Source organism: Winogradskyella sp. (assembly GCF_016744625.1).
Lineage (GTDB): Bacteria > Bacteroidota > Bacteroidia > Flavobacteriales > Flavobacteriaceae > Winogradskyella.
This window is the reverse complement of the sequence record NZ_JADGDZ010000021.1, coordinates 1-22,480: the sequence shown is the minus strand read 5'-3', so window position 1 is coordinate 22,480 and position 22,480 is coordinate 1. Positions and strand designations below refer to the sequence as shown.

Below are 22,480 nucleotides of genomic sequence, written 5' to 3'. Positions count from 1 at the left end.
TAGTTATATAAAAGCCTTTCAATACTATATTTTGGAAGGTTTTTTTATGTTTCAAGTTTTTTTATAGAAGAGTAGAGGAATTGTTGTTATTTCCATATTAGAGATTATAATCTACGATCTCTTAGTTTTAAAAAAAAATAGTCATTCTCGTTTTATACCTGTAAATCTTTTCTTATTTTTAAGTTTCCTTGTTGAACCAAATAAAATTTATTTGGTATTTATCTCCCTTAATAGATTAGATTAACCCAAAAAATCGTATTTCAATGAAAACTGTTGATGCTATTAATGGTATAGATATGCATTATGCCAGAACCACTGATCATCCTTATGGATCTAAAGGTGTTAAGACCAAATTTAAGGTTGATGATGATTTTCTAAAAAAACTTAAAGTTGCTTTTAGAGAGGTTTTTAATCATTGTCCATTAGGCAAACCAGAGTGTATAGCTACAGCTGGCATTTTTGTTAATAAACCTGGTCAGCATGGAGTAGGAAAAGCGTTTGATCTAGACGCCATTTTCTGGAAAGACCATACGTTAATCACATTAGACTTTGTACATCAAAAAGCCTTGTATCTTGGTGTTGAGTCTTTTCTAAGAAAGCATTTTGGTATTGTGCTTAACCATTTTTATGATAATCACGAAGATCATTGGCATATAGGTACAAGTACTAATGTAGATTATCACGAAGCAGCACAATCAGAAACGTTTTATCTTCAAATGGCACTAAAGTATATTTATGACAAACCCATTATAATAGACGGAGTTTCTGGTCCTCAAACCAGAAGTTTTACTAAAAATGTATTTAATCGTTTAAATATTAAGACACCTATTACGACAAAAGTTAATTACTTAGAGTTTCTAGATATTACTGGTAAAATTGCCTTTAAATTAAGTGAAGAAAAGGTGTCTCCTTTAGTACTTATAGAAAACTTAGAATCTGTGATTGAAAATTTACCAACAGCAAACAAGCATAAAGTGAGTGAGGCATTAAATACGTTTTTGATTCATAACGACACATCAAATTGGTTATCATCAGTTTCAACAGAACACGATTTAGATGCAGTTATTGATAGTGTTATTATTTAGTGTTATATTTTTGATTTAATGATTAATTATGAGATAGTTATATGGATTTTTGAGTACAAGTTTTAAGACGTATTAATAAAATCGCTACATTTAAGAAAAGGAAATATACATGCTCAAAAAAATATTCGCAAGTGCCGTTTTTGGTGTTGAAGCCTCCACAATAACAGTTGAGGTTAATGTAGATAAAGGTATTGGTTATCATTTAGTAGGATTGCCAGATAATGCTATAAAAGAAAGTAATTATCGTATTGCTGCTGCACTTCAAAATAACGGTTACCGAATTCCTGGTAAAAAGATTACCATAAATATGGCGCCTGCCGATTTACGTAAAGAAGGTTCTGCATACGATTTAACCTTGGCGGTGGGAATCTTAACAGCATCCAAACAGATTAAGGCAGAAAATCTAGAGGATTATCTTATTATGGGAGAATTGTCTTTAGATGGAAGCTTACAGCCTTTTAAAGGCGCATTGCCAATTGCTGTAAAAGCAAGGGAAGAAGGCTTTAAAGGTTTTATTTTACCAATTCAGAATGCTAAAGAAGCTGCTATTGTTGATGATTTAAAAGTGTTTGGTGTAGAAAACATAATGCAAGTCATTAATCATTTTGATAAAGGAGAGGCTTTAGAGCAAACAATTATAAATACAAGAGAAGAATTTTATAAAAATCTCGATTTCCCTGAATTTGATTTTGCAGATGTAAAAGGGCAAGAAAGTATTAAGCGTTGCATGGAAATTGCAGCAGCAGGTGGGCATAATATTATTTTAATTGGCCCTCCAGGTTCTGGTAAAACTATGCTAGCAAAGCGTTTACCAAGTATTTTGCCGCCAATGACTTTGCATGAAGCTTTGGAAACCACAAAAATACATTCGGTTGTTGGTCGCGTTAAGGCTCATGCAGGATTGATGGCACAACGTCCTTTTAGAAGTCCACATCACACGATTAGTAACGTCGCATTAGTCGGAGGCGGAAGTTATCCGCAACCAGGTGAAATATCCTTATCACATAACGGAGTTTTATTTCTAGATGAATTACCAGAATTTAAGCGCGAAGTTTTAGAAGTAATGCGTCAGCCATTAGAAGATAGAGAAGTAACGATTTCTAGAGCGAAATTTACTGTGACATATCCAAGTTCATTTATGTTGGTGGCAAGTATGAATCCAAGTCCGAGCGGTTATTTTAACGATCCAGATTCGCCAATCACATCTTCACCTGCAGAAATGCAACGTTATATGGGAAAAATTTCTGGCCCTTTATTAGACCGAATAGATATTCATATTGAAGTCACTCCAGTACCTTTTGAAAAACTTGCTGATGAAAGAAATGGCGAGTATTCTGTGGATATAAGAAAACGAGTGACCAAAGCTAGAGAAAACCAAACCGAGCGTTTTAAGGGTTTAGATAACATCCATTATAATGCGCAGATGAATACTAAGCAAATTAGGCAGTATTGTAAGCTTGATGATACTTCTATGTTACTTTTAAAATCAGCAATGGAACGACTTAATCTTTCTGCTAGAGCTTATGATAGGATCTTAAAAGTATCAAGAACAATTGCCGATTTGGAAGGTTCTCAAGATGTTTTGGGTGCTCATATTAGCGAGGCTATTCAGTATAGAAGTTTGGATCGTGAGGGTTGGCTAGGGTAAGATTACCTTGTTTGGTTTAAAATCTTACTTAATAAAATGAAATTGTCTAAAAAAAATATCAACCGCTTTTTCTATTTGTGTAAGCGGTTGATACAGTAATACAGTTTAATAAAAATGTATTGACAATGATTTAGGCTGGAGATCCACCTCTTAAGAAGTCTAGTTTTTGCCCCTCTTTACAGGCGTAATAATAGGTTTGTCCATTTCTAGTTATTTGAGCCCCAAAGTGTTTCTCTTGACCAGGACTTGGGTCACTACCTAAACTAGAATTGTTTATTCTAAATTCGGCATTATTGGCATTAATGGCACTTTGTACTTCAGATTTTACATTTGCTGCACGATCACTACCTGGTTTGCTTCCGCTCACTAGAGCTCCATACACTGCAAAATCTACTGTTACTTTTGTTTCTGACATAATTTTAGGTTTTAAGAATTAATATTTAAAAGTTACTGCTCAATATTGTTTAATTAATTGATTAACAGTGTTGTAAATGTATGTCTGAATTCTAAATTATTTGAGGTAGGAATTACGTGAATATATATTAAAGTGTATTCTCGTAAGTATAAAATAATTATACCTAAGAACTTACGTACTAATACCTGATGAGATTTTAAGCTGTTGAGACTTTTGTTGTTGGGTTAATTGTCTTTTAAAAAATAATTTTTCACATCATCGTTATCTGTAAATTCCCATTCAAAACGTAAATCTTCACCTATAACGTAACTGTAGGCTTTTGAAGCCAATATTCCAGACGAATCTTCTACAAATTCCATTATGGTTCTTAATCGGGTTAAATCCATATAGCGATTCTCAGAAATAGGTAGTAGTTCAACTTTTACTAACTCAGTAGTTTCTCCTTTACGTTTATAATAGAACTTATTGTTTTCAACCCAAAATTTTCTTGGACCGTAAGCACCTGCAAATTTTTCGTTTTGCAGCTGTATAGAATCTGTTTTATTCTTTGTAATATATTTTATGTGCGCAGATATGTTTTTGAGATAACTATGTTTTGGGTTATGTTCAATAGCTGTTTTGTATAGTGAGTCGGCTGCTTTTAAGTCTCCATTTTCAAAGGCTTGGTTTGCTAAAAGAATATGGTTATCTAATTTCCAATATAAACGCTCACCAGTAATGTTCCAATTAAATTGATAGCTATAAAGTCCGATAGCCTTGCCATTATTATCCTTAACAAGTTTACTGTAAAAAGTTGTCCTTTGTATAAAACCACCTCCAAGTGCATCTGGTCCAGCAGGTATCATGATATCCATGTTTTGGTTTTTTACAAATCGCACTAATCTGTCCTTTTCAATCCAAAATTCTAGAAGAAGTTCGTTTTGCTCAGATCTGTAAGTACCAATAAATTGTTTTAAATCTTCAATTTTTGGTTTTTTGCCGTTTAAATAATCAAATATAGAATCATAAGCTCTATTTCTATTAGTATTATTTGGATTAGATAATTTGTGTTCTTCAAAAACAGATCTAGCTCCTTTTATGTCTCCTTTTAATATTAAAGGTTCTATCTTTAAAGCACTAATTTCAGGTTGTATGATTTCGTAAGTTTTTATAGCTTCAATGATTTTATCTTCTTCGCCATTTACCATTGCTGCTTCTGCTAAGTTAAGTCCTGAATAAGGATTAGGATCATCATTGAATAATTTTTCAGCAGCTACCATTAAACTTTCTGTATTCTTGGTTTCACCATAAATGGAGAATAATACCCTGTTATAGAATTTGTTTGTAGGATCGACTTCTAGTTGTAATTTTACTTGTTTTTCAGCTTCATCATAGCGTTCATAAGCCAAACTTCGTTGAATATAAACTTCAAGTTGTTTTTGTAATGGTAAATCGTTTTTTAGTGAAAAGGCTATGTCTATAATATCTTGAGTCTCAAGTTTTCCTCTATTATAAATAGTATTTATTTTAGCCTGTTCTAAAAACGCTAAAGCAAAATATTTATCAATATCATAGGCCTTGCTATAATCAGTTTTAGCATAAGCTTCTAATGCTGGTAAAGAATTACTCATAAACTCATCTATAGGTAAGTCAATATATTTAAGACTATTATTACTTTCAACAAGACCTGCCTCTGAAGTAATGAATATGCTGATATCATCAAGTAAACTCGTGAAATTATTACCGGTAAACGTTTGTTTTTTTATGGATTTTCCGTTGTTAGCTTTTCTTATGTGTGTTATTATTTCATAAGTATCTCCTGTTTTTTCATAGCTACCGTCTACATAAAAATCATAAAATAAAGAGGATTCTCTAATTTTGGTTGTTGTATTGGTTAGGTTCTCAAACTCAGGGCTTAGGTTTTTATTTTGTAATAAATCTTCGTACAATAATTTTCCAATACCATATCGCATCCAATCAGTAGCACTGTCCTTAACAATCTGTTTGAATCCATAAATAGGTATGCCAACTCTAAATTCTTCTTTTGTGATGGTTTTTGTTTCTAATTCACCTGAATCATTTTCAAAAGAAATATCTTTAGTTGTAGCACCAAGATCACTATTGCCAAATCCAAAGTATAGTCCAATAATTAGGATTATTATATTGAGTGGGATAAAAATCTTTTCACGAAGTTTTATTATGCGCTTACTTAGGCGCTCTTGGTGATAGAGGTATATAATTAATGAAGGGCTAATACCTATAAAGAACCAAAGTAAAATATCTACCCAATGTGGTGAAATATTATAACGATTTAATACCCAATCCACAAATTGTAAAAACGTCCAAGCAGCAACAAGATATGCGGCAAAAAACTTTAAGGTATTAATCCATTTCTTTTTATTAGCTGGCTCCATCTAATGGCTTATTATAGATTAAGGTTAGGTTTTTGCTATCGAATTTGAAAGATAAATAATTAAAATGACACTGTTTGTTAAGGTATTTTATTTTTTCTTAGTCATTTGCTTCAAAAGTAAATATTGTATTTTTGAGATGGATGAAAACTATGAGCTTAATGAAAAACTATTTTCTAGTGCTATTTGGTCTATTGATTTTGAGTTGCAATGATACTAAGAATGAATCTCCTAAGTCTATTGTAGAGGTGGAAATAGCAGCGATTCCTGTTTTAAACTTAGTTGAAGCAAACAGACTTGCACAATTACCTTTACAGTGTATGAATACCGAGTATCCTAATAAGCTGAATCAAACTATTGGAAGTGATTCAGATTTAAAATCACCAAAAGAATTACATCCAGCTTTTTATGGTTGTTTTGATTGGCATTCGGCAGTTCATGGACATTGGAGTTTAGTGAGTTTATTGAAGAATTTTCCTGAGTTAGAGAATAAGGCTGAAATTCAACAAAAACTACTTCAGAATATATCTAAAGAAAACATAGAGCTAGAGCTCTTATATTTTGAAGGCAAATACAATAAATCCTTTGAGCGTACTTACGGTTGGGCATGGTTGTTAAAGCTTGCTGAAGAATTGCATACATGGAATACTAAAACAGCAAGAGAGTTAGAGACTAGCCTACAACCAATGACAAATTTGATTGTCAATAAATATTTAGAGTTTTTGCCTAAACTCAATTATCCAATACGAGTAGGTGAGCATCCAAACACAGCTTTTGGATTAGGCTTTGCTTATGATTATGCGGTTGCTGTGAATCATAATGAATTAAAAACTTTAATTGAAAATAGAGCTAAAGATTTTTATGCTAATGATAAAGGTTGTCCTATAAAATGGGAGCCAGGCGGCTTCGATTTTTTATCACCTTGTTTAGAAGAGGCAGCTCTCTTAAAACGTGTATTGTCTAATAAAGATTTTAAACTTTGGATAAATGATTTTATGCCAGAGTTGAATAATAAAAATTTTGAGTTAGCTGTTGGTGAAGTTTCAGATAGAACAGATGGGAAATTGGTTCATTTAGACGGCGTCAATTTTTCGAGAGCTTGGAGTCTCAACTACATAGCTAAAGACTTGCCAGAATATAAACATCTTACAAATGTAGCTAATCAACACATTAATTATTCATTACCGAGTATTGTTGATGATAGTTATGAAGGTGGGCATTGGTTGGGTAGTTTTGCTATTTATGCATTGAATTCAATTGATAAATGATAAGGAATTTCTTCAAGAATATCGGACCAGGTCCGTTGGTGGCTGCAGCTTTTATTGGCCCAGGAACAGTTACGGTCTGCACGCTAGCAGGCGTTAATTTTGGATATGCCTTATTATGGGCAATGGTGTTATCTGTTTTAGCAACCATTGTGCTTCAAGAAATGGCAGCGCGTTTAGGAATCGTTTCTCAAAAAGGATTATCTGAGGTTATAAGATTAGAAATAAAACATCCAGCACTAAGAGGTTTTGCAATTCTCTTAATATTAAGTGCGATAGTTATTGGTAATGCCGCATATGAAGCAGGAAACATTAGTGGTGGTGCTTTGGGTATGCAAACTTTATTTGGAAACCCTATAATTGAATTAGGAACCTTAAAACTCAATATTATGAGTTTAATTATTGGTTTTGTAGCCTTTGTATTGTTATATATAGGAAACTATAAAGTATTAGAGAAAGCTTTAGTGTTTCTTGTGATACTGATGAGCATAGCGTTTTTAACAACAGCCATTATTACCAAGCCAAACCTAATCCAAATTGTTAAGAGTATAGTTATTCCAAAATTCCCAGAAGGTAGTATTTTAACTATTATCGCATTGATAGGAACTACAGTAGTACCTTATAATCTATTCTTACATGCGTCACTAGCTAAAACAAAGTGGAAAGACAAGAGCGATTTAGGCTTTGCGAAAAAAGATACCATTGTTGCCGTGGTTTTAGGAGGTATTGTGTCTATGTGTATTATTATTTCTGCTTCTTCAATTACAGACATAGAGATTTCTAATGCTTCTGATTTAGCTAAAGGTTTAGAACCATTATTTGGTGCTTATGCCAAATATTTTCTTGCTATTGGTTTGTTTGCAGCAGGAATTACAAGTGCAATAACAGCACCTTTAGCCGCAGCTTTTGTGGCAAGTGGTTGTTTGGGTTGGTCAACGAATTTAAAGTCAGTAAAGTTTAGAGCGGTCTGGATGTTTATTTTAGGATTAGGAGTTTTGTTTTCTACAATAGGATTTAAATCTATTGAGATTATAAAGTTTGCTCAAGTTGCTAATGGTATGTTGTTACCTGTAATTGCAGGCTTTTTACTTTGGGTAATGAATAGATCTTCTGTACTTGGAACCTATAAGAACTCAAAGCTTCAGAATGTATTTGGAATAGTAATTCTGGTAATCACTATATTTTTAGGTGTGAAAGGTGTTCTTAGTGTTTTTAAATTAATATAAATGGCAGAAACGTTTCAGATAGATATTAATGCAGATGTTGGTGAAGGTATAGATAATGAATCTGAGATTATGCCATATTTATCATCTTGTAATATTGCTTGCGAAGGACATGCTGGTGATGATTATACCATGAGAGAAGCTGTAAGACTTGCTAAAAAGCATAATGTAAAAATCGGAGCTCATCCATCTTTTCCTGATAAGGTAAACTTTGGACGAGTTGTTTTTGATATTTCAGATGTTGATTTATATGTGAGTATATTAAGTCAGACTTTAGTCTTAAAGTATATAGCTGAAGAACAAGGTGTAGTTTTAAATCATATAAAGCCACATGGAGCACTATATAATTTAGCAGCAAAAAACGAGAAAACTGCAAAAGTAATAGTGAATGTTATAAAAAGAATGGAACAACCAGTAAAACTTTATGCTCCTTACAATTCAATTATTTCTGAAATAGCAAAGAATGAAAACATAGAAGTGATTTATGAAGGTTTTGCTGATAGAAATTATAATGAAGACTTATCGTTAGTGTCTAGAAAAAACGATAATGCATTATTGAGTAATAAAGATGCTATTTTGCAACATGTTTTAAGAATGATAAAGTATCAAAAAATAAAAACAATAAGTGGAGTAGAAGTGTCAATAAAAGCATCAACTTTATGTGTGCATGGTGATACTAAAAATGCAATAGAAATTCTAAAATATTTGAACCTAGAATTACCAAAAAATAGAATCAAAATTCAATAGTAATTTTATGACCTACGAGCTTCAATATTCGCAATTCAATGAACGTTCTATTTTAATAGAATGGCCAACGATTATTGATGATTTAATGCTGAAGAATATTTTGAATTTCAAAAAGATTATTCAAGATAATTATATTAAACAAAAAACTGAAGTAATAACTACATATAATTCAATATTAATTGTTTATGAATTCACTATTGATAACATCAATAATGAATTTTTAAAACTAAAAGCATTGTTTTTACAACAAAATAAATCTGAATATAATGAGTCTTCGATTTGGGAGATACCAGTATGTTATGATGATGAATTTGGAATTGATTTGGAGAGATTTTCAAGTGTGAAAAATCTTTCAAAACCTGAAATTATTAAGCTGCATTTCAAACCTGTTTACACTGTTTTTTTTATAGGATTTTTACCTGGATTTTTATACTTAGGAGGCTTAGATTCAAAACTGTTTTTAGATCGCAAAACAACACCAAGTCTTAATGTGAGGAAAGGGGCTGTTGCGATTGGAGGGCAACAAACTGGAATCTACCCACAAGATAGTCCAGGTGGTTGGCATATTATTGGAAATTCACCTATTGAGTTATTTTGTGCTAACCAAAATCCTCCATGTTTTATTAAAGCTGGTGATAAAGTAAAGTTTGTTTCTATTGAAAAATCAGAGTATGGAGACATCCTAAATGCTGTAAATAATTCAAAATATCAATTAAAATCAACTGCTATTAATGCTTAAGATTATAAAATCTGGTTTTTATACAAGTGTACAAGATGCGGGTCGTTTTGGACAAAGAGATTATGGTGTGTCAGTTTCTGGTGCAATGGATTTGTATTCGAGTCAGTTTGCAAATGCAATTATTGGTAATGCTATAGATGCTGCTTTATTAGAAATAACAATGACTGGTCCTGTATTGCAGTTTTTAGAGCCTACTCTAATTGCTATTTCTGGAGCAGATATGCAACCAAAACTTAATAGTATTACAATTAAAATGAATACGAGTATTTCAATTAAAGCCAATGATATACTAAGTTTTGGTAGATTGATTAGTGGGTTTAGAAGTTATTTAGCTGTTAAGGATGGTTTTTTGAGTCAATTGGTTCTTGGTAGTAGAAGTATGTGTATACCAATAACTACTACAAATAGAATTATGAACGACGATACATTAGAGTATAACAGCTTTGAAGGTAACCAACTGAGCCTAAATGCCAATGTGAAATATAATTATAAAATTATTGAAGATTATATATTGGATGTATTTAAAGGACCAGAATTCCATAAACTGCCAATTGAAAGGCAAGAATTGCTTTTAGAAGCAAGTTTTAAAGTTTCTAAGCTTAATAGTAGAATGGCATACCAGTTAGAGCCAATTTTTAAAAACAATTTAGATCAAATTCTAACATCTCCAGTCTTACCAGGAACAGTTCAGTTAACTCCTTCAGGACAATTAATTGTACTTATGAGAGATTGTCAAACAACAGGTGGTTACCCTAGAGTATTGCAATTAACGGAAAAAGCGATCAATATTTTAAGTCAGAAAAATACAAGCAACAGTCTAAAAATCAGACTAAAAGAATAAAGTTGTAAGAAAAAATACAGCAAGTTCTTGTTGTCTGCAATAAATTCTATATTTTTAAGTATAATAATTCCTTTACCCTCAACCCTAATAACAAAAACTAACTACTAACTTTTTTAAATTAGCAAAAATGGAAAACCCTAAAGGTTTAATTACGCCTGAGCAGGCAAAAACTTTAAACGATGCTTACACTTCTCGCTGTGAACTTGTAAGCAAAGAAATAACAAAACGTGATGATAACAGATCCTCTTGGTATTCTTTAGATGATATTAAGACATTTTTAGAATTGGCAGAAAAGCAAGCCAAAGAATTAGGTTATGAAATGGATGGCATCCGAATTTATTGTGGAGCTTACCCAACGGTGAAAGGTGAAGTAGGATACTCTACGTCATTTATTATCCCTACTGCAACTAATAAGATTGGTGAAGAAGGTGATGGCTCGAGCCAAGATATAACTGATGCTAACGGTTTAAATTTGGGAGGACATGGTAAACCGCCAAGTGCGAACTATCCTCAATAATTAAAAACAGCTATTAATTAATTCAAACGACTTATTATGAAAAATTTAGGATTACTCATTCTAGGAATTATCTTAGGAGCCTTAGCAATGTATTATTATTGCTGTAATGACCAAATGGAGGTGACCTCAGAACCTCCACTAACTACTCTCAAAGGAATTATTACACCAAAAGAAGCAAGCATACTAGATACTGCTTATAATGTAAAACATCGAATTATTAATGATTCGCTTTACAGAAAATCTGCAGATGGTGGTGATAGTAGATCGTCTTGGTGGTCTTTAGAAAACATTCAGAACTATATTAATTATGCAGAAAATCAGGCAGGCGAGCAAGGTTATACTATGGATGGTTTACGTATCTATTTAGGTGCTTATCCAGATATTGATGGAGAAACTGGTTTGACAACTATGTTTTTTATTCCTACTGGTTATAAAAATACATCCGAAGGTAGTATGTTTTACATACCACAAGGAGGTGGAGATTTAACAGGTTCTGATGGTTTAAATTTAGGTGGTCATGGTAAGCCACCAAGTCATAATTACCCTCAATAAGCCTTTTTAAATAAAATTATGTGGTTTGTAAATGTTTGATTTTCAAATGCTTTTCCATTATCTTGAATTGGTGGCTGCATTGTCAGGTTCTTATTATTGGTTAAAAACCAAAGATAATTCAGTAAAACCATTTGTTTGGTATTTATGGTTTACTGTTTTTGTCGAAACACTTTCAATGTACACCTATTTATATGAGTATTTTGATACTCCATTAATTAATTGGATTGAAAACTCGGTGTTTTTTAGAAATACTTGGCTTTATAACATTTATAATTTTGTATCATTAATCTTAATTGGGATGTTTGTTATTAGAAACATCGATAATTCTACATCCCAAAAGATTATAAAGCTCATTATTATTGCTTGCTCAATTTTTTCAATTTGGTTTTTTGTTCTAACTGGTGAGTTTTTTATAATGTCAATTCCATATGATTTAGCAGTTCAGACTTTTGCAATATTTATTATGGTATTATTGTATTTGCGAGAATTAATTCAAAGTGAACAGTTTTTAGATTTTTATAAATCACATGTATTTTATATTAGTTTGGCTATAATGTTATGGCATATTTGTTTAACACCATTATTTATTTTTGACGAATACTATAGGTTTGGTAATGACGATTTTATAGCTTTTAGGGGGATTTTTCTTGATACTTTTAATATACTACTTTATTCATGCTACACATTTGCATTTTTATATTCACTATTTCACAAGAGGAAATTAGTAATGAGCAAATAGCTCTAATTTCTTATGTCATTTTTTTTATTTTGGCATTGCTTGTTGTTTTTGTCGTATTTTTTATAACATTTCAACGACGTAAAAATCAACTTTTGTTAGATAAATTTAAGCAACAACAAAAATTCGATGAAGAACTTGTCAAAACCCAACAAGAGATTCAAGAAGAAACTCTAAAGCATGTTGGTAGAGAGTTGCATGATAATGTAGGACAACTGCTCGCAGTAGCTACAATGCAAATGAATGCTGTGGAAAAAATTGTAAAAGACGAAGTAAAATCTAAAGTAGATAATGCTTCTGAAGCTTTAAAAGAGACTTTGGCAGAGGTAAGAGCCTTGTCAAAATCTCTAAATAGTGATGTTATTTTTAATTTAGGTTTTGATGCTACTGTTAAAAACGAAATACAACGCTTAAACAAAACGGGCTTAATTCAATCTAGTGCTACTATATCTGGTGAGAAGGTGAATTTTGAAAACAAAAAAGATGAGGTTATTTTATTTCGTATTCTTCAAGAGTTTTTCTCTAATACTTTAAAATATGCTGAAGCCAAAAATTTAAAAGTTGCTGTGAATTATCTTGAAGATAAACTAGAAATTATTACAGAAGATGACGGTATTGGTTTTGATATTGCTTCAGCAGAAAAAGGTTCTGGTTTAATTAATATGAAGAAAAGAGCTGAATTGATTAATGCTAAATTTCAGTTAGAATCTCAGCCAGAAAAAGGGACAACCCTCAACTTAGTTTATCCTTACAAAACAATTTAAATTGTACAAGCATTCCACAAAGGATTTTTAGGTAATGGCGCTGTAATATTAATGTCTTCTTTTTTTACAGGGTGCACAAATCGCAATGTTCTGGCATGTAAACTGATACTTGCATCTTTATTACTGCGATCAAAACCATATTTCAAATCTCCTTTAATTGGGCAGCCAATCGATGCTAATTGTGTGCGTATTTGATGATGCCTTCCTGTTTCTAAGTCAATTTCTAAGAGAAAGAAATTATCAAGTTTTTTAATAATTTGGTAATGTAAAATAGCTTTTTTACTGCCATCTACCTCTTTACAATATGCTGTAGATTTATTATTTTTCGGGTTCTTTTTTAACCAATGTACAAGTGTGTCTTTAGATTTAGGTGGTTCATTTTTTACTAAAGCCCAATATGCTTTTTTAGCAGTTCGTTCTGCAAACAATTTATTTAATCGAGGCAATGCTTTACTTGTCTTTGAAAACAAAATAATACCTGTTGTTGGTCTATCTAAGCGATGTACAACACCAAGATATACGTTTCCTTCTTTATTGTATTTCTCTTTTAAATAAGATTTTACAACCTCGCTCAAGGGTTTATCTCCAGTTTTGTCACCTTGTACAATATCACCAGCACGTTTGTTTACTATGATAATATGGTTGTCTTCATGTAATATTTGTAAGTTAGATTTATTGGAGAGTGTCTTTGACATAATAGATTTTTCGATTGCTCGAATTATTTCAGAGTAGATTTTTAAACAATCGAAAGATCAAACTAATCTAAGTTAATATTGTTCATTCTCATTAGGAAAATCCTCAGACTTTACATCACTAGCATATTGAGATATAGCCTTCGTCATTTCTTCATAAAGATGCATATAACGTCTTAAAAAACGAGGGTTAAACTCATGTGTCATACCAAGCATATCGTGTAAAACAAGTACTTGTCCATCAACACCATCACCAGCGCCAATACCAATTACAGGAATTGAAACACTTTCGGCAACTTCTTTGGCTAATTCAGCCGGAATTTTCTCTAAAACAATACCAAAACAACCCGCTTTTTCAAGCATTAAAGCATCTTCTTTTAATTGTTTAGCTTCTTGCTCTTCTTTAGCTCTTACTGTATAAGTTCCAAATTTATATATAGATTGTGGTGTTAATCCTAAATGTCCCATTACCGGAATTCCAGCATTTAAAATACGTTTTATAGACTCTTTAACTTCTTTTCCACCTTCCATTTTTACGGCATGTCCTCCAGACTCTTTCATTATTCTAATAGCAGACCGTAAGGCTTCTTTAGGATCACTTTGATAACTCCCAAAAGGTAAATCAACAACAACTAAACAGCGGTCAATAGCTCTAACCACAGAAGACGCATGATAAATCATTTGGTCTAAAGTAATTGGTAAAGTCGTTTCATGACCTGCCATCACATTACTCGCAGAATCACCGACTAAAATAACATCTATACCAGCTCCATCAACAATTTTAGCCATTGTATAGTCGTATGCTGTAAGCATAGATATTTTTTCGCCTTTAGATTTCATGTCAACTAAAGTCTTAACTGTAATTCTTTTATATTCTTTTTTTGCTACGGACATAGTGCTTATTTTAGTATTCGTAAAAATAATGAGTTTTGTTAAACTTTTGTTTATTTAAACAAGAAATACCATTGAATCCTTATTTTGAAATAAAATCATATCAATCATGAAACAATTAGTACTTATGTTCATCTTATCCATTGGCTTAAATGTAAACGCTCAAAAGTCTGAAACCGAAAATGTAAAAGCAAAAATTATAGAATTCTTTGATGCTTTTCATAAGCAAGATACAACAGCTTTGAAGTCTATGGCTAAGGGAGATATAAAATTGCAGACCATATCTGTTAATAAAGAAGGCAAGACGGTTTTACAAGAAAGTAGTTATAAAGAGTTTATTACGAGCATTGCTAGTATTCCTAAAGACCAAACATTTGAAGAGAAATTACTTGATTTCAATATTCAAGTAGATGGTAGTATGGCAAATGCCTGGACACCATATGAGTTTTGGTTTAATGGTAGTTTTAGTCATTGTGGAGTCAATTCATTTCAACTCATTAAAGAAGGAGATGATTGGAAGATTATTTATTTAGTGGATACTAGACGTAGAAAAGGATGTGATAATTAGATTTTCGATTATTAGATTTTTAGACTGGTTAGATAAGTTGTTTAAAATCGAGTAATCTAAGAATCGAATAAATTTAAACTAACAATCCGCCATATTTACACCAACAGCTAAGCCTCCTTCAGAAGTTTCTTTATACTTATTGTTCATGTCTTTTGCGGTTTCCCACATGGTGTTTACCACTTTATCTAATGGTACTTTTACATTATTTGGGTCTGTCTCAAGCGCTAATTCTGTGGCATTTATCGCTTTAATAGCTCCCATAGAATTGCGCTCAATACATGGTATTTGGACTAAACCTCCTATAGGGTCGCAGGTTAAACCTAAGTGATGCTCCATAGCGATTTCTGCAGCAACTAAAACTTGTTCTGGTGTTCCTCCTAATAATTCACACAAAGCACCTGCAGCCATTGCCGAAGACACGCCTATTTCCGCTTGGCAACCTCCCATTGCAGCACTAATAGTAGCACCTTTTTTAAAGATACTACCAATCTCGCCAGCGACTAACAAGAATCTTTTTATATGTTCAAAATCAGCTTCATGGTTTTCTATCACCAAATAATACATAAGCACAGATGGAATAACACCAGCACTTCCATTAGTAGGAGCAGTAACAACTCTTCCTAAAGATGCATTTACCTCATTAACACTTAAAGCAAAGCAGCTTACCCATTTTAAAATCTGACGAAATTTAACTTCTGTTTTTCGAATGGTTTCAAGCCATTCTTGTGGGTTTTTATATTGATGTTCTCCAATTAAATTCTTATGCATATCATAAGCGCGACGTCTTACATTAAGACCTCCAGGTAAGTTTCCTTCTGTATGGCATCCAGTGTACATACATTCTAACATGGTATTCCAAACACGTTGTAGTTCAAAATCTACTGATTCTATTGGTCTTATAGACTTTTCATTCTCTAGTACAACACCAGAAATAGGTAAATCTAACTGATGACAAAATTTTAATAACTCATCTCCATAAGAAATAGGGTAAGGAAAGGTGCAATAGAAGATAATTTTGTTGGCTTTAGAAACTTTACGTTCTTCTTGTACTACAAAGCCACCACCAATAGAGTAGTAGGTAGATTTGTATTTTCTGCCATTAATTAGTGCACTAAAAGTCATTCCATTGGAATGGAATGGTAAAAACTTTCGATTGAAAATAATCTGATCTTTTATATGAAAAGGAAGCTCTTTTTCATTATTAAAATTGAGCGTATTGGTGTTTTTTATTTTCGCAATAGTTTCATCAATACTATCTACAGGTACGTATTCTGGATCTGCACCACTCAATCCTAATAAAACAGCATAATCTGTAGCATGTCCTTTTCCTGTTAGTGATAATGAACCGTATAAATCTACTGTGATATTTTCTACCTTATCAAAACGGTTTTTTTCTTTGAGTTCTTTTATCCAGCGTTCAGCTGCACGCCAAGGTCCTAAAGTGTGAGAACTCGAAGGGCCAACACCAATTTTAAGCATGTCGAAAATAGAAATACATTCCATTCAATCCATAGTTTTGTTACACGCAAATATACATTTTGTTTGACTTGATAGTATAAAAAAACAGCTTTGACTATAAAGTCAAAGCTGTTTTTAATTTGCTGTAATTTTGTTTAAGCTTTTAGTGTCTTGGGAAACTTTGAATATTATATTTAGTTATTACATTCTGTATATCTGTATAATCAGTACGACCTACATTATCTGCAGGCACTACAACAACTCTAAATACTTGAGCTAAAGTATACGAATCATCTAAAGCTGAAAAATCTGTTGTACCATCTAAAAAGAAACGAACATCTGTTTGCGTAAAATCATAGTTGTATACTAAATAACCATTATCAAATTGTACTGTTTGTGGAGTCAATCTCCATACATCTTGTCCGTTTAATGTTTCCCATAAAACATATACTAAAGTGACATCAGTAGGTAAAACTTCAAAACCATAAGCTTCAATAAATTCGTAATTATTGGTTTCTGTGAAGTCGAGTTCAATTTCAAAAGCAGAAGATGCTATAATAGTTCCATCTTGTCCATCGAAACCATCAAAACCTGGAGGTCCTTGGTCTCCAGTACAAGAAGTTAATAATAATGTAAATACTGTAATAAAGGATAGTATACGTTTCATGTGTAAATATTTTAAATTATTTGTTATGGTCACATGGTACATCCATATGAACATTTCTTTTTTGTAACCATGTTTTTAGTCATGGATGTTTCATAATTTCTAATGTTTTCTTTTAATCTATCAAAGCGTGTACCAAAGTAGGAGGTAAGAGAGATAATTTTAATAAATAAAATCTGACATCATGTCACATTTTTTGTCATGGCATAATCATTGACTTATTGTAATCGAGTTTAAAAATTTAAAACACAACATAACATACATATTATTATGAGTAAAATTATTGGAATTGATTTAGGTACAACCAACTCTTGTGTTTCTGTAATGGAAGGTAATGAGGCCGTTGTAATCCCAAACGCTGAAGGTAAGAGAACAACACCTTCGGTTATCGCTTTCGTAGAAGGTGGAGAAATTAAAGTTGGTGATCCTGCAAAAAGACAAGCAGTAACTAACCCAACAAAAACAGTTTATTCGATTAAGCGTTTTATGGGTAACAAATATTCTGAATCTAAAAAAGAGGCAGAACGTGTGCCATATACAGTAGTTAAAGGAGACAACGATACACCAAGAGTAGATATCGATGGTCGTTTATATACTCCACAAGAATTATCAGCTATGATTCTTCAAAAAATGAAGAAAACTGCTGAAGATTATTTAGGACAAGATGTGGCTGAAGCAGTAATTACAGTACCAGCATATTTTAATGATGCACAAAGACAAGCAACTAAAGAAGCTGGTGAGATTGCAGGTTTAAAAGTTCGTAGAATTATTAACGAACCAACTGCAGCAGCATTAGCTTACGGAATGGATAAAAAAGGTATTGACCAAAAAATCGTAGTATTTGATTTTGGTGGTGGTACGCATGATGTATCTATTTTAGAATTAGGTGACGGAGTATTCGAAGTATTATCTACTGATGGTGATACACACTTAGGTGGTGATGATGTTGATCAGCGTATTATCGATTGGTTAGCAGAAGAATTTATCGCTGACGAGTCGATGGACTTACGTAAAGACCCAATGGCTTTACAACGTCTTAAAGAAGCTTCTGAAAAAGCAAAGATTGAATTGTCATCTTCTGCACAAACAGAAATTAACTTACCTTATGTAACGGCTACTGCAAGTGGACCAAAACACTTGGTACGTACATTAACACGTTCTAAATTTGAGCAGTTGATTGACGATTTAATCAAACGTACAATTGAGCCATGTGCTTCTGCATTAAAAGCAGCAGGTTTATCTAAGAGCGATATTGACGAAGTTATTTTAGTTGGTGGTTCTACAAGAATCCCAGCTGTACAAGAAGCTGTAGAGAAGTTCTTCGGAAAAGCGCCAAGTAAAGGTGTAAATCCTGATGAAGTAGTATCTCTTGGAGCTGGTATCCAAGGTGGTGTATTAACAGGTGATGTAAAAGACGTTCTTTTATTAGACGTGACTCCATTATCTCTTGGTATCGAAACTATGGGTAACGTGAAGACTAATTTGATCGAAGCTAATACTACGATTCCTACAAAGAAGTCACAAGTATTTTCAACAGCAGCAGATAATCAGCCATCAGTAGAGATTCACGTATTACAAGGTGAACGTCCAATGGCAGCAGATAATAAAACGATTGGTCGTTTCCATTTAGATGGAATTCCACCAGCAAGACGAGGAACACCTCAGATTGAAGTAACGTTTGATATCGATGCCAATGGTATCATTAAAGTATCTGCTACAGATAAGGCAACAAACAAAACGCAAGATATTCGTATCGAAGCATCATCTGGATTAACAGAAGATGAAATCCAAAAGATGAAAGCAGAAGCTGAAGCAAATGCAGAAGCTGATGCTAAAACAAAAGAAACAGCTGATAAGTTAAATGCTGCTGATGCTATGATTTTTCAAACTGAAAGTCAGCTTAAAGAATTTGGTGATAAATTATCTGAAGATAAGAAAGCACCAATTGAAGAAGCACTTGAAGAATTGAAGAAAGCTTACGAAACAAAAGATATCGAGGTTATCGATCCTGCTTTAGAGAGAATCAACGAAGCATGGAAAGTAGCAAGTGAAGAAATGTATAAAGCACAAGCAGAAGCTCAAGGTGGAGCAGCTGGTCCTGATGCAGGAGCACAAGGTCAACCAGAAGCAGAAGGCGATAATGTTGAAGATGTAGACTTCGAAGAGGTTAAATAAACTTTAATTTGTCATTCTGAACTTGTTTCAGAATCTAACATAAAAAAACGCAACCATAATCTGGTTGCGTTTTTGTTTGAACTGTCATTATAAAGACGAAGGACGTGGCAATCTTTTCATTTTAAATATCAATTAACAGATTGCTATCCTATGCTCGCAATGACGGTTCAATTTTTGTACTTTCGAAATCTAATAAATAAGCATGCCATTTTTAGATAAAATTAAATCCAACTACATACCAAAACGCTTAGCTGTAAAGCTAAACGCTAAAGGAGAACAATTTGTAGTTAAAGACCATCCTTGGGTGTTTTCAAATAGTATTGTGAAGATTAATGACGATGCTAAAACTGGAGACTTAGCTATTATTTTTAGCAAGAATAAAAACAAAGTAGTCGGTTTAGGTTTATACGATGCCAATTCACCAATCCGAATTAAGATTGTTCATAATGCAGAAACTAAAATAGAAATTAATCCAGTTTTTTTTCATCATAAAATTGAAATTGCTTTTGAGAAGCGTTTCGACCTATTAAATACTAACACAAATAGCTATCGTTTGTTATTTGGCGAAAATGATGGATTTCCAGGATTGATAGCAGATGTATATGATTCAGTATTAGTTGTAAAGTTATATTCTGAAATATGGTTACCTTATTTAGAATCTATTCTTGAAAGTTTACAGAAAATTTCTAATGCAGAGACTGTTGTGATGCGATTAAGTAGAAATCTTCAGAACAGTAATAATCACGCTTTAAAAGATGGTGATATCGTTTTTGGAGATTTAAAAAATGAAGTTGTTCAGTTTGTAGAACATGGTGTTAATTTCAGTGCTAATGTTATTAAAGGGCATAAAACAGGTTATTTTTTAGACCATCGTGCTAATAGAAAACGTGTTGGTGAACTAAGTAAAGATAAGTCGGTTTTAGATGTGTTTTCTTATGCTGGTGGTTTTTCGGTACATGCTTTAGCTAATGGAGCAACGGAAGTTACGAGTTTAGATATCAGTAAGCAAGCTTTAGATATAGCTCGCGAGAATGGAAAGTTGAATGAATATTCTGGGATGCATAAAACCATTTCTGGTGATGCTTTTAAAGAAATGAGAATTTTAATAGAAAAAGGAAAGACGTTTGATGTAGTCGTTATAGATCCTCCAAGTTTTGCAAAACAACAATCCGAAATAGAATTGGCAAAAAAGAAATATGCTCAGTTGGCAGAACTAGGTGAGAAACTGACTGCTAAGAACGGACTTTTGGTTTTAGCATCTTGTTCCTCTAGAGTTTTAGCTCAGTCTTTTTTCGATTTGAATGTGCAAGCTCTAAATTCGCGGTCTAGATTATATGAAACAATACTTAAAACTAAACACGATAGTGATCATCCTATCAGCTTTCCTGAAGGCGCATACTTGAAGTGTGGTTATTATCGTTTCTTAGAATAAAAGTGTTATGCATGCATAATAAAATTTAGTATATTTGAAGAAATTTTCAAATACTATGCAGACTAAGCTAACTCAACTCCTAAACATAAAACATCCAATCATCCAAGCTCCAATGTTCTTGGTATCAAACGTAGTTATGGTAACTGAAGCTATGAAAGCTGGTATTGCTGGTTGTATTCCTGCGTTGAATTATAGAACGCTAGATGAGTTAAGAGTAGCAATAAAAGAATTAAAGGCTAATAAAGTAGATGGAGGTTCATTTGGGTTTAACCTTATTGTGAATAAATCTAATATTAAATATAAAGGTCAGCTGGAAGTGATTTGCGAAGAAGGTTGCGATTTTATTATTACCTCTTTAGGAAGTCCAGAAGAAACCATTAGACAAGCACATGCAGTCGGAATCAAAGTGTTTTGCGATGTTACCGATTTAAAGTTTGCTAAAAAAGTAGAACAATTAGGTGCAGATGCAGCAATTGCAGTGAATAATGAAGCAGGAGGACACAGAGGAAATTTAACTCCAGAACAATTAACCAATTTATTAAGTACAGAATTATCTATTCCTGTAATATCTGCAGGTGGAGTAGGTTGTAAAGCAGATATCGATAACATGTTAAGCTACGGAGCAGAAGGAGTTTCTGTTGGTAGTCCATTCATAGCTTCAATTGAAGCTAGTGTTACTGATGATTACAAACAAGCTTGTGTAGATTATGGTGCTGAGGATATTATTATGACAGAGCGTATTTCTGGAACACCTTGTACAGTTATAAATACGCCTTATGTTCAGAAAATTGGAACAAAAGCCACTTGGATAGAAAACCTTTTAAATAAAAACAAAAGCCTTAAAAAATGGGTGAAAATGGTACGCTTTTCAATTGGTATGAAAGCCACAGAAAAAGCTGCTAAAAAAGCCACTTATAAAACTGTTTGGGTTGCTGGACCTAGTATTGAGCATACAACTGCTATTCTTCCTGTTAAAGATATTGTTTACAAATTGACAAACTGAATGATGACATTTTAGTTTTTATACGATGTATAGATAGACATCTAACCATTATGAAAACGAAATATTTTAAACTCATTACGTTTATTTTTTTTGCCTATTTATTTTAAATTATTGTTTTAGTCAATCACAGTTTCAAAAACTCTACAATGAGGATATCTATTCGTAATGCTAATGGACAACAAAGAGCATTAAAGTTTATTAAAAATTAAGAAGTTATAGTATAAAAACGGAAGTAAAACGAGTTATTAAATGCTTAATTAGTTAATGAAGCTTGTTGCTCTTTCTTCTTTTTATTTTTCTTTCCAGTGAATATATTGAACGTGTAACTGGCAACGAAGCCTCCTACCATTGTTGATGCTAATTCACCAGTATCAAATCGTCCAGAGATAATATATCCGTCGTAAATTTCTTTAGAAAGCCCAGCTAAGGTTGAAGCACCTAAGCTATACCAAAACGCTTTTGATTTGTTTTTGGTTTTTGCATAAACCAATGAATAAGTAGCTCCAGAAATAACTGTACCAACAGCAAAATGCTTTAAATCATCGTCAGATATAAATTGTGCATTTCCTGTTGTTAAGAAAGATAAAGCTAAAATTATAAAAATAGTTTTCATTGGGTTTTCTCTTTAAAAGAGGGAAAATATACTATTTATATTTAAAGTATATACTATAATCG

Annotated in this window: 22 protein-coding genes; 15 read left to right on the top strand and 7 right to left on the bottom strand. The window is 32.6% G+C overall.

The features are described from left to right. The first annotated feature begins 263 nt into the window (after window positions 1–263). Together QZZ53_RS06785 and QZZ53_RS06780 are read left to right on the top strand one after the other, a co-directional pair. Window positions 264–1,085: a hypothetical protein gene (locus QZZ53_RS06785; protein WP_296382879.1), complete on the top strand. Its 822-nt coding sequence runs from the start codon at window positions 264–266 to the stop codon at window positions 1,083–1,085. Between the two features lie 109 nt (window positions 1,086–1,194). Then, window positions 1,195–2,733: a YifB family Mg chelatase-like AAA ATPase gene (locus QZZ53_RS06780; protein WP_296382877.1), complete on the top strand. Its 1,539-nt coding sequence runs from the start codon at window positions 1,195–1,197 to the stop codon at window positions 2,731–2,733. A 130-nt stretch (window positions 2,734–2,863) separates the two neighbouring features. On the opposite strand, the gene QZZ53_RS06775 is transcribed toward QZZ53_RS06780, so the two are convergent. Both QZZ53_RS06775 and QZZ53_RS06770 read right to left on the bottom strand, forming a co-directional pair. Further along, complete coding sequence (locus QZZ53_RS06775) at window positions 2,864–3,148, bottom strand: hypothetical protein (protein ID WP_296382875.1); 285 nt, start codon at window positions 3,146–3,148, stop codon at window positions 2,864–2,866. A gap of 224 nt (window positions 3,149–3,372) precedes the next feature. Next, window positions 3,373–5,541 (bottom strand): hypothetical protein, encoded by a 2,169-nt coding sequence (locus tag QZZ53_RS06770; RefSeq protein ID WP_296382873.1) that lies wholly within the window; start codon window positions 5,539–5,541, stop codon window positions 3,373–3,375. A gap of 158 nt (window positions 5,542–5,699) precedes the next feature. Between QZZ53_RS06770 and QZZ53_RS06765 the strand changes: the two genes are divergently transcribed. The 9 genes from QZZ53_RS06765 (at window position 5,700) to QZZ53_RS06725 (ending at window position 12,922) form a co-directional block, all read left to right on the top strand. Continuing rightward, window positions 5,700–6,806, top strand: a complete 1,107-nt coding sequence (locus QZZ53_RS06765) for a DUF2891 domain-containing protein (protein WP_296382871.1) — start codon at window positions 5,700–5,702, stop codon at window positions 6,804–6,806. Next, window positions 6,803–8,029, top strand: a complete 1,227-nt coding sequence (locus QZZ53_RS06760; RefSeq protein WP_296382868.1) for an Nramp family divalent metal transporter — start codon at window positions 6,803–6,805, stop codon at window positions 8,027–8,029. Before QZZ53_RS06765 ends, QZZ53_RS06760 begins: the two co-directional genes overlap by 4 nt. Next, window positions 8,030–8,773 carry a 5-oxoprolinase subunit PxpA gene (gene pxpA / locus QZZ53_RS06755; RefSeq protein WP_296382866.1) on the top strand — a complete coding sequence of 248 codons (744 nt, stop codon included), beginning with the start codon at window positions 8,030–8,032 and terminating at the stop codon, window positions 8,771–8,773. A 7-nt stretch (window positions 8,774–8,780) separates the two neighbouring features. Then, complete coding sequence (gene pxpB, locus QZZ53_RS06750; RefSeq protein WP_296382864.1) at window positions 8,781–9,512, top strand: 5-oxoprolinase subunit PxpB; 732 nt, start codon at window positions 8,781–8,783, stop codon at window positions 9,510–9,512. Next, window positions 9,505–10,353 (top strand): biotin-dependent carboxyltransferase family protein, encoded by an 849-nt coding sequence (locus QZZ53_RS06745; RefSeq protein WP_296382862.1) that lies wholly within the window; start codon window positions 9,505–9,507, stop codon window positions 10,351–10,353. Before pxpB ends, QZZ53_RS06745 begins: the two co-directional genes overlap by 8 nt. 127 nt (window positions 10,354–10,480) lie before the next feature. After that, complete coding sequence (locus QZZ53_RS06740) at window positions 10,481–10,870, top strand: hypothetical protein (RefSeq protein WP_296382859.1); 390 nt, start codon at window positions 10,481–10,483, stop codon at window positions 10,868–10,870. A gap of 36 nt (window positions 10,871–10,906) precedes the next feature. Further along, window positions 10,907–11,422 (top strand): hypothetical protein, encoded by a 516-nt coding sequence (locus QZZ53_RS06735; RefSeq protein ID WP_296382857.1) that lies wholly within the window; start codon window positions 10,907–10,909, stop codon window positions 11,420–11,422. 31 nt (window positions 11,423–11,453) lie between these two features. Continuing rightward, on the top strand, window positions 11,454–12,161 hold the full coding sequence (locus QZZ53_RS06730; protein WP_296382855.1) for a hypothetical protein: 708 nt from the start codon (window positions 11,454–11,456) through the stop codon (window positions 12,159–12,161). 92 nt (window positions 12,162–12,253) lie between these two features. Continuing rightward, window positions 12,254–12,922 (top strand): histidine kinase, encoded by a 669-nt coding sequence (locus QZZ53_RS06725; RefSeq protein ID WP_296382852.1) that lies wholly within the window; start codon window positions 12,254–12,256, stop codon window positions 12,920–12,922. On the opposite strand, the gene QZZ53_RS06720 is transcribed toward QZZ53_RS06725, so the two are convergent. Further along, window positions 12,919–13,617, bottom strand: coding sequence for an RluA family pseudouridine synthase (locus QZZ53_RS06720; protein ID WP_296382850.1), 699 nt, complete (start codon window positions 13,615–13,617; stop codon window positions 12,919–12,921). The two genes, QZZ53_RS06725 and QZZ53_RS06720, sit on opposite strands and share 4 nt — an antisense overlap. A gap of 72 nt (window positions 13,618–13,689) precedes the next feature. After that, window positions 13,690–14,508, bottom strand: coding sequence for a 3-methyl-2-oxobutanoate hydroxymethyltransferase (panB, locus tag QZZ53_RS06715; protein WP_296382848.1), 819 nt, complete (start codon window positions 14,506–14,508; stop codon window positions 13,690–13,692). Window positions 14,509–14,614: 106 nt separating this feature from the next. On the opposite strand from panB, the gene QZZ53_RS06710 reads away from it, so the two are divergent. Then, window positions 14,615–15,073, top strand: a complete 459-nt coding sequence (locus QZZ53_RS06710; RefSeq protein WP_296382846.1) for a nuclear transport factor 2 family protein — start codon at window positions 14,615–14,617, stop codon at window positions 15,071–15,073. 78 nt (window positions 15,074–15,151) lie between these two features. Here the strand turns inward: QZZ53_RS06710 and QZZ53_RS06705 are convergent, their stop codons facing one another. Continuing rightward, window positions 15,152–16,576, bottom strand: coding sequence for an L-serine ammonia-lyase (locus QZZ53_RS06705; RefSeq protein ID WP_296382844.1), 1,425 nt, complete (start codon window positions 16,574–16,576; stop codon window positions 15,152–15,154). Between the two features lie 118 nt (window positions 16,577–16,694). Continuing rightward, window positions 16,695–17,198 (bottom strand): hypothetical protein, encoded by a 504-nt coding sequence (locus QZZ53_RS06700; protein WP_296382842.1) that lies wholly within the window; start codon window positions 17,196–17,198, stop codon window positions 16,695–16,697. Window positions 17,199–17,465: 267 nt separating this feature from the next. Between QZZ53_RS06700 and dnaK the strand changes: the two genes are divergently transcribed. The 3 genes from dnaK (at window position 17,466) to QZZ53_RS06685 (ending at window position 21,805) form a co-directional block, all read left to right on the top strand. Next, window positions 17,466–19,370, top strand: coding sequence for a molecular chaperone DnaK (gene dnaK / locus QZZ53_RS06695; RefSeq protein WP_296382840.1), 1,905 nt, complete (start codon window positions 17,466–17,468; stop codon window positions 19,368–19,370). Window positions 19,371–19,572: 202 nt separating this feature from the next. After that, complete coding sequence (locus tag QZZ53_RS06690) at window positions 19,573–20,802, top strand: class I SAM-dependent rRNA methyltransferase (RefSeq protein WP_296382838.1); 1,230 nt, start codon at window positions 19,573–19,575, stop codon at window positions 20,800–20,802. A gap of 55 nt (window positions 20,803–20,857) precedes the next feature. Continuing rightward, on the top strand, window positions 20,858–21,805 hold the full coding sequence (locus tag QZZ53_RS06685; RefSeq protein ID WP_296382904.1) for a nitronate monooxygenase: 948 nt from the start codon (window positions 20,858–20,860) through the stop codon (window positions 21,803–21,805). Window positions 21,806–22,058: 253 nt separating this feature from the next. Here the strand turns inward: QZZ53_RS06685 and QZZ53_RS06680 are convergent, their stop codons facing one another. After that, window positions 22,059–22,418, bottom strand: a complete 360-nt coding sequence (locus QZZ53_RS06680) for a hypothetical protein (RefSeq protein ID WP_296382836.1) — start codon at window positions 22,416–22,418, stop codon at window positions 22,059–22,061. Window positions 22,419–22,480 lie beyond the last annotated feature (62 nt).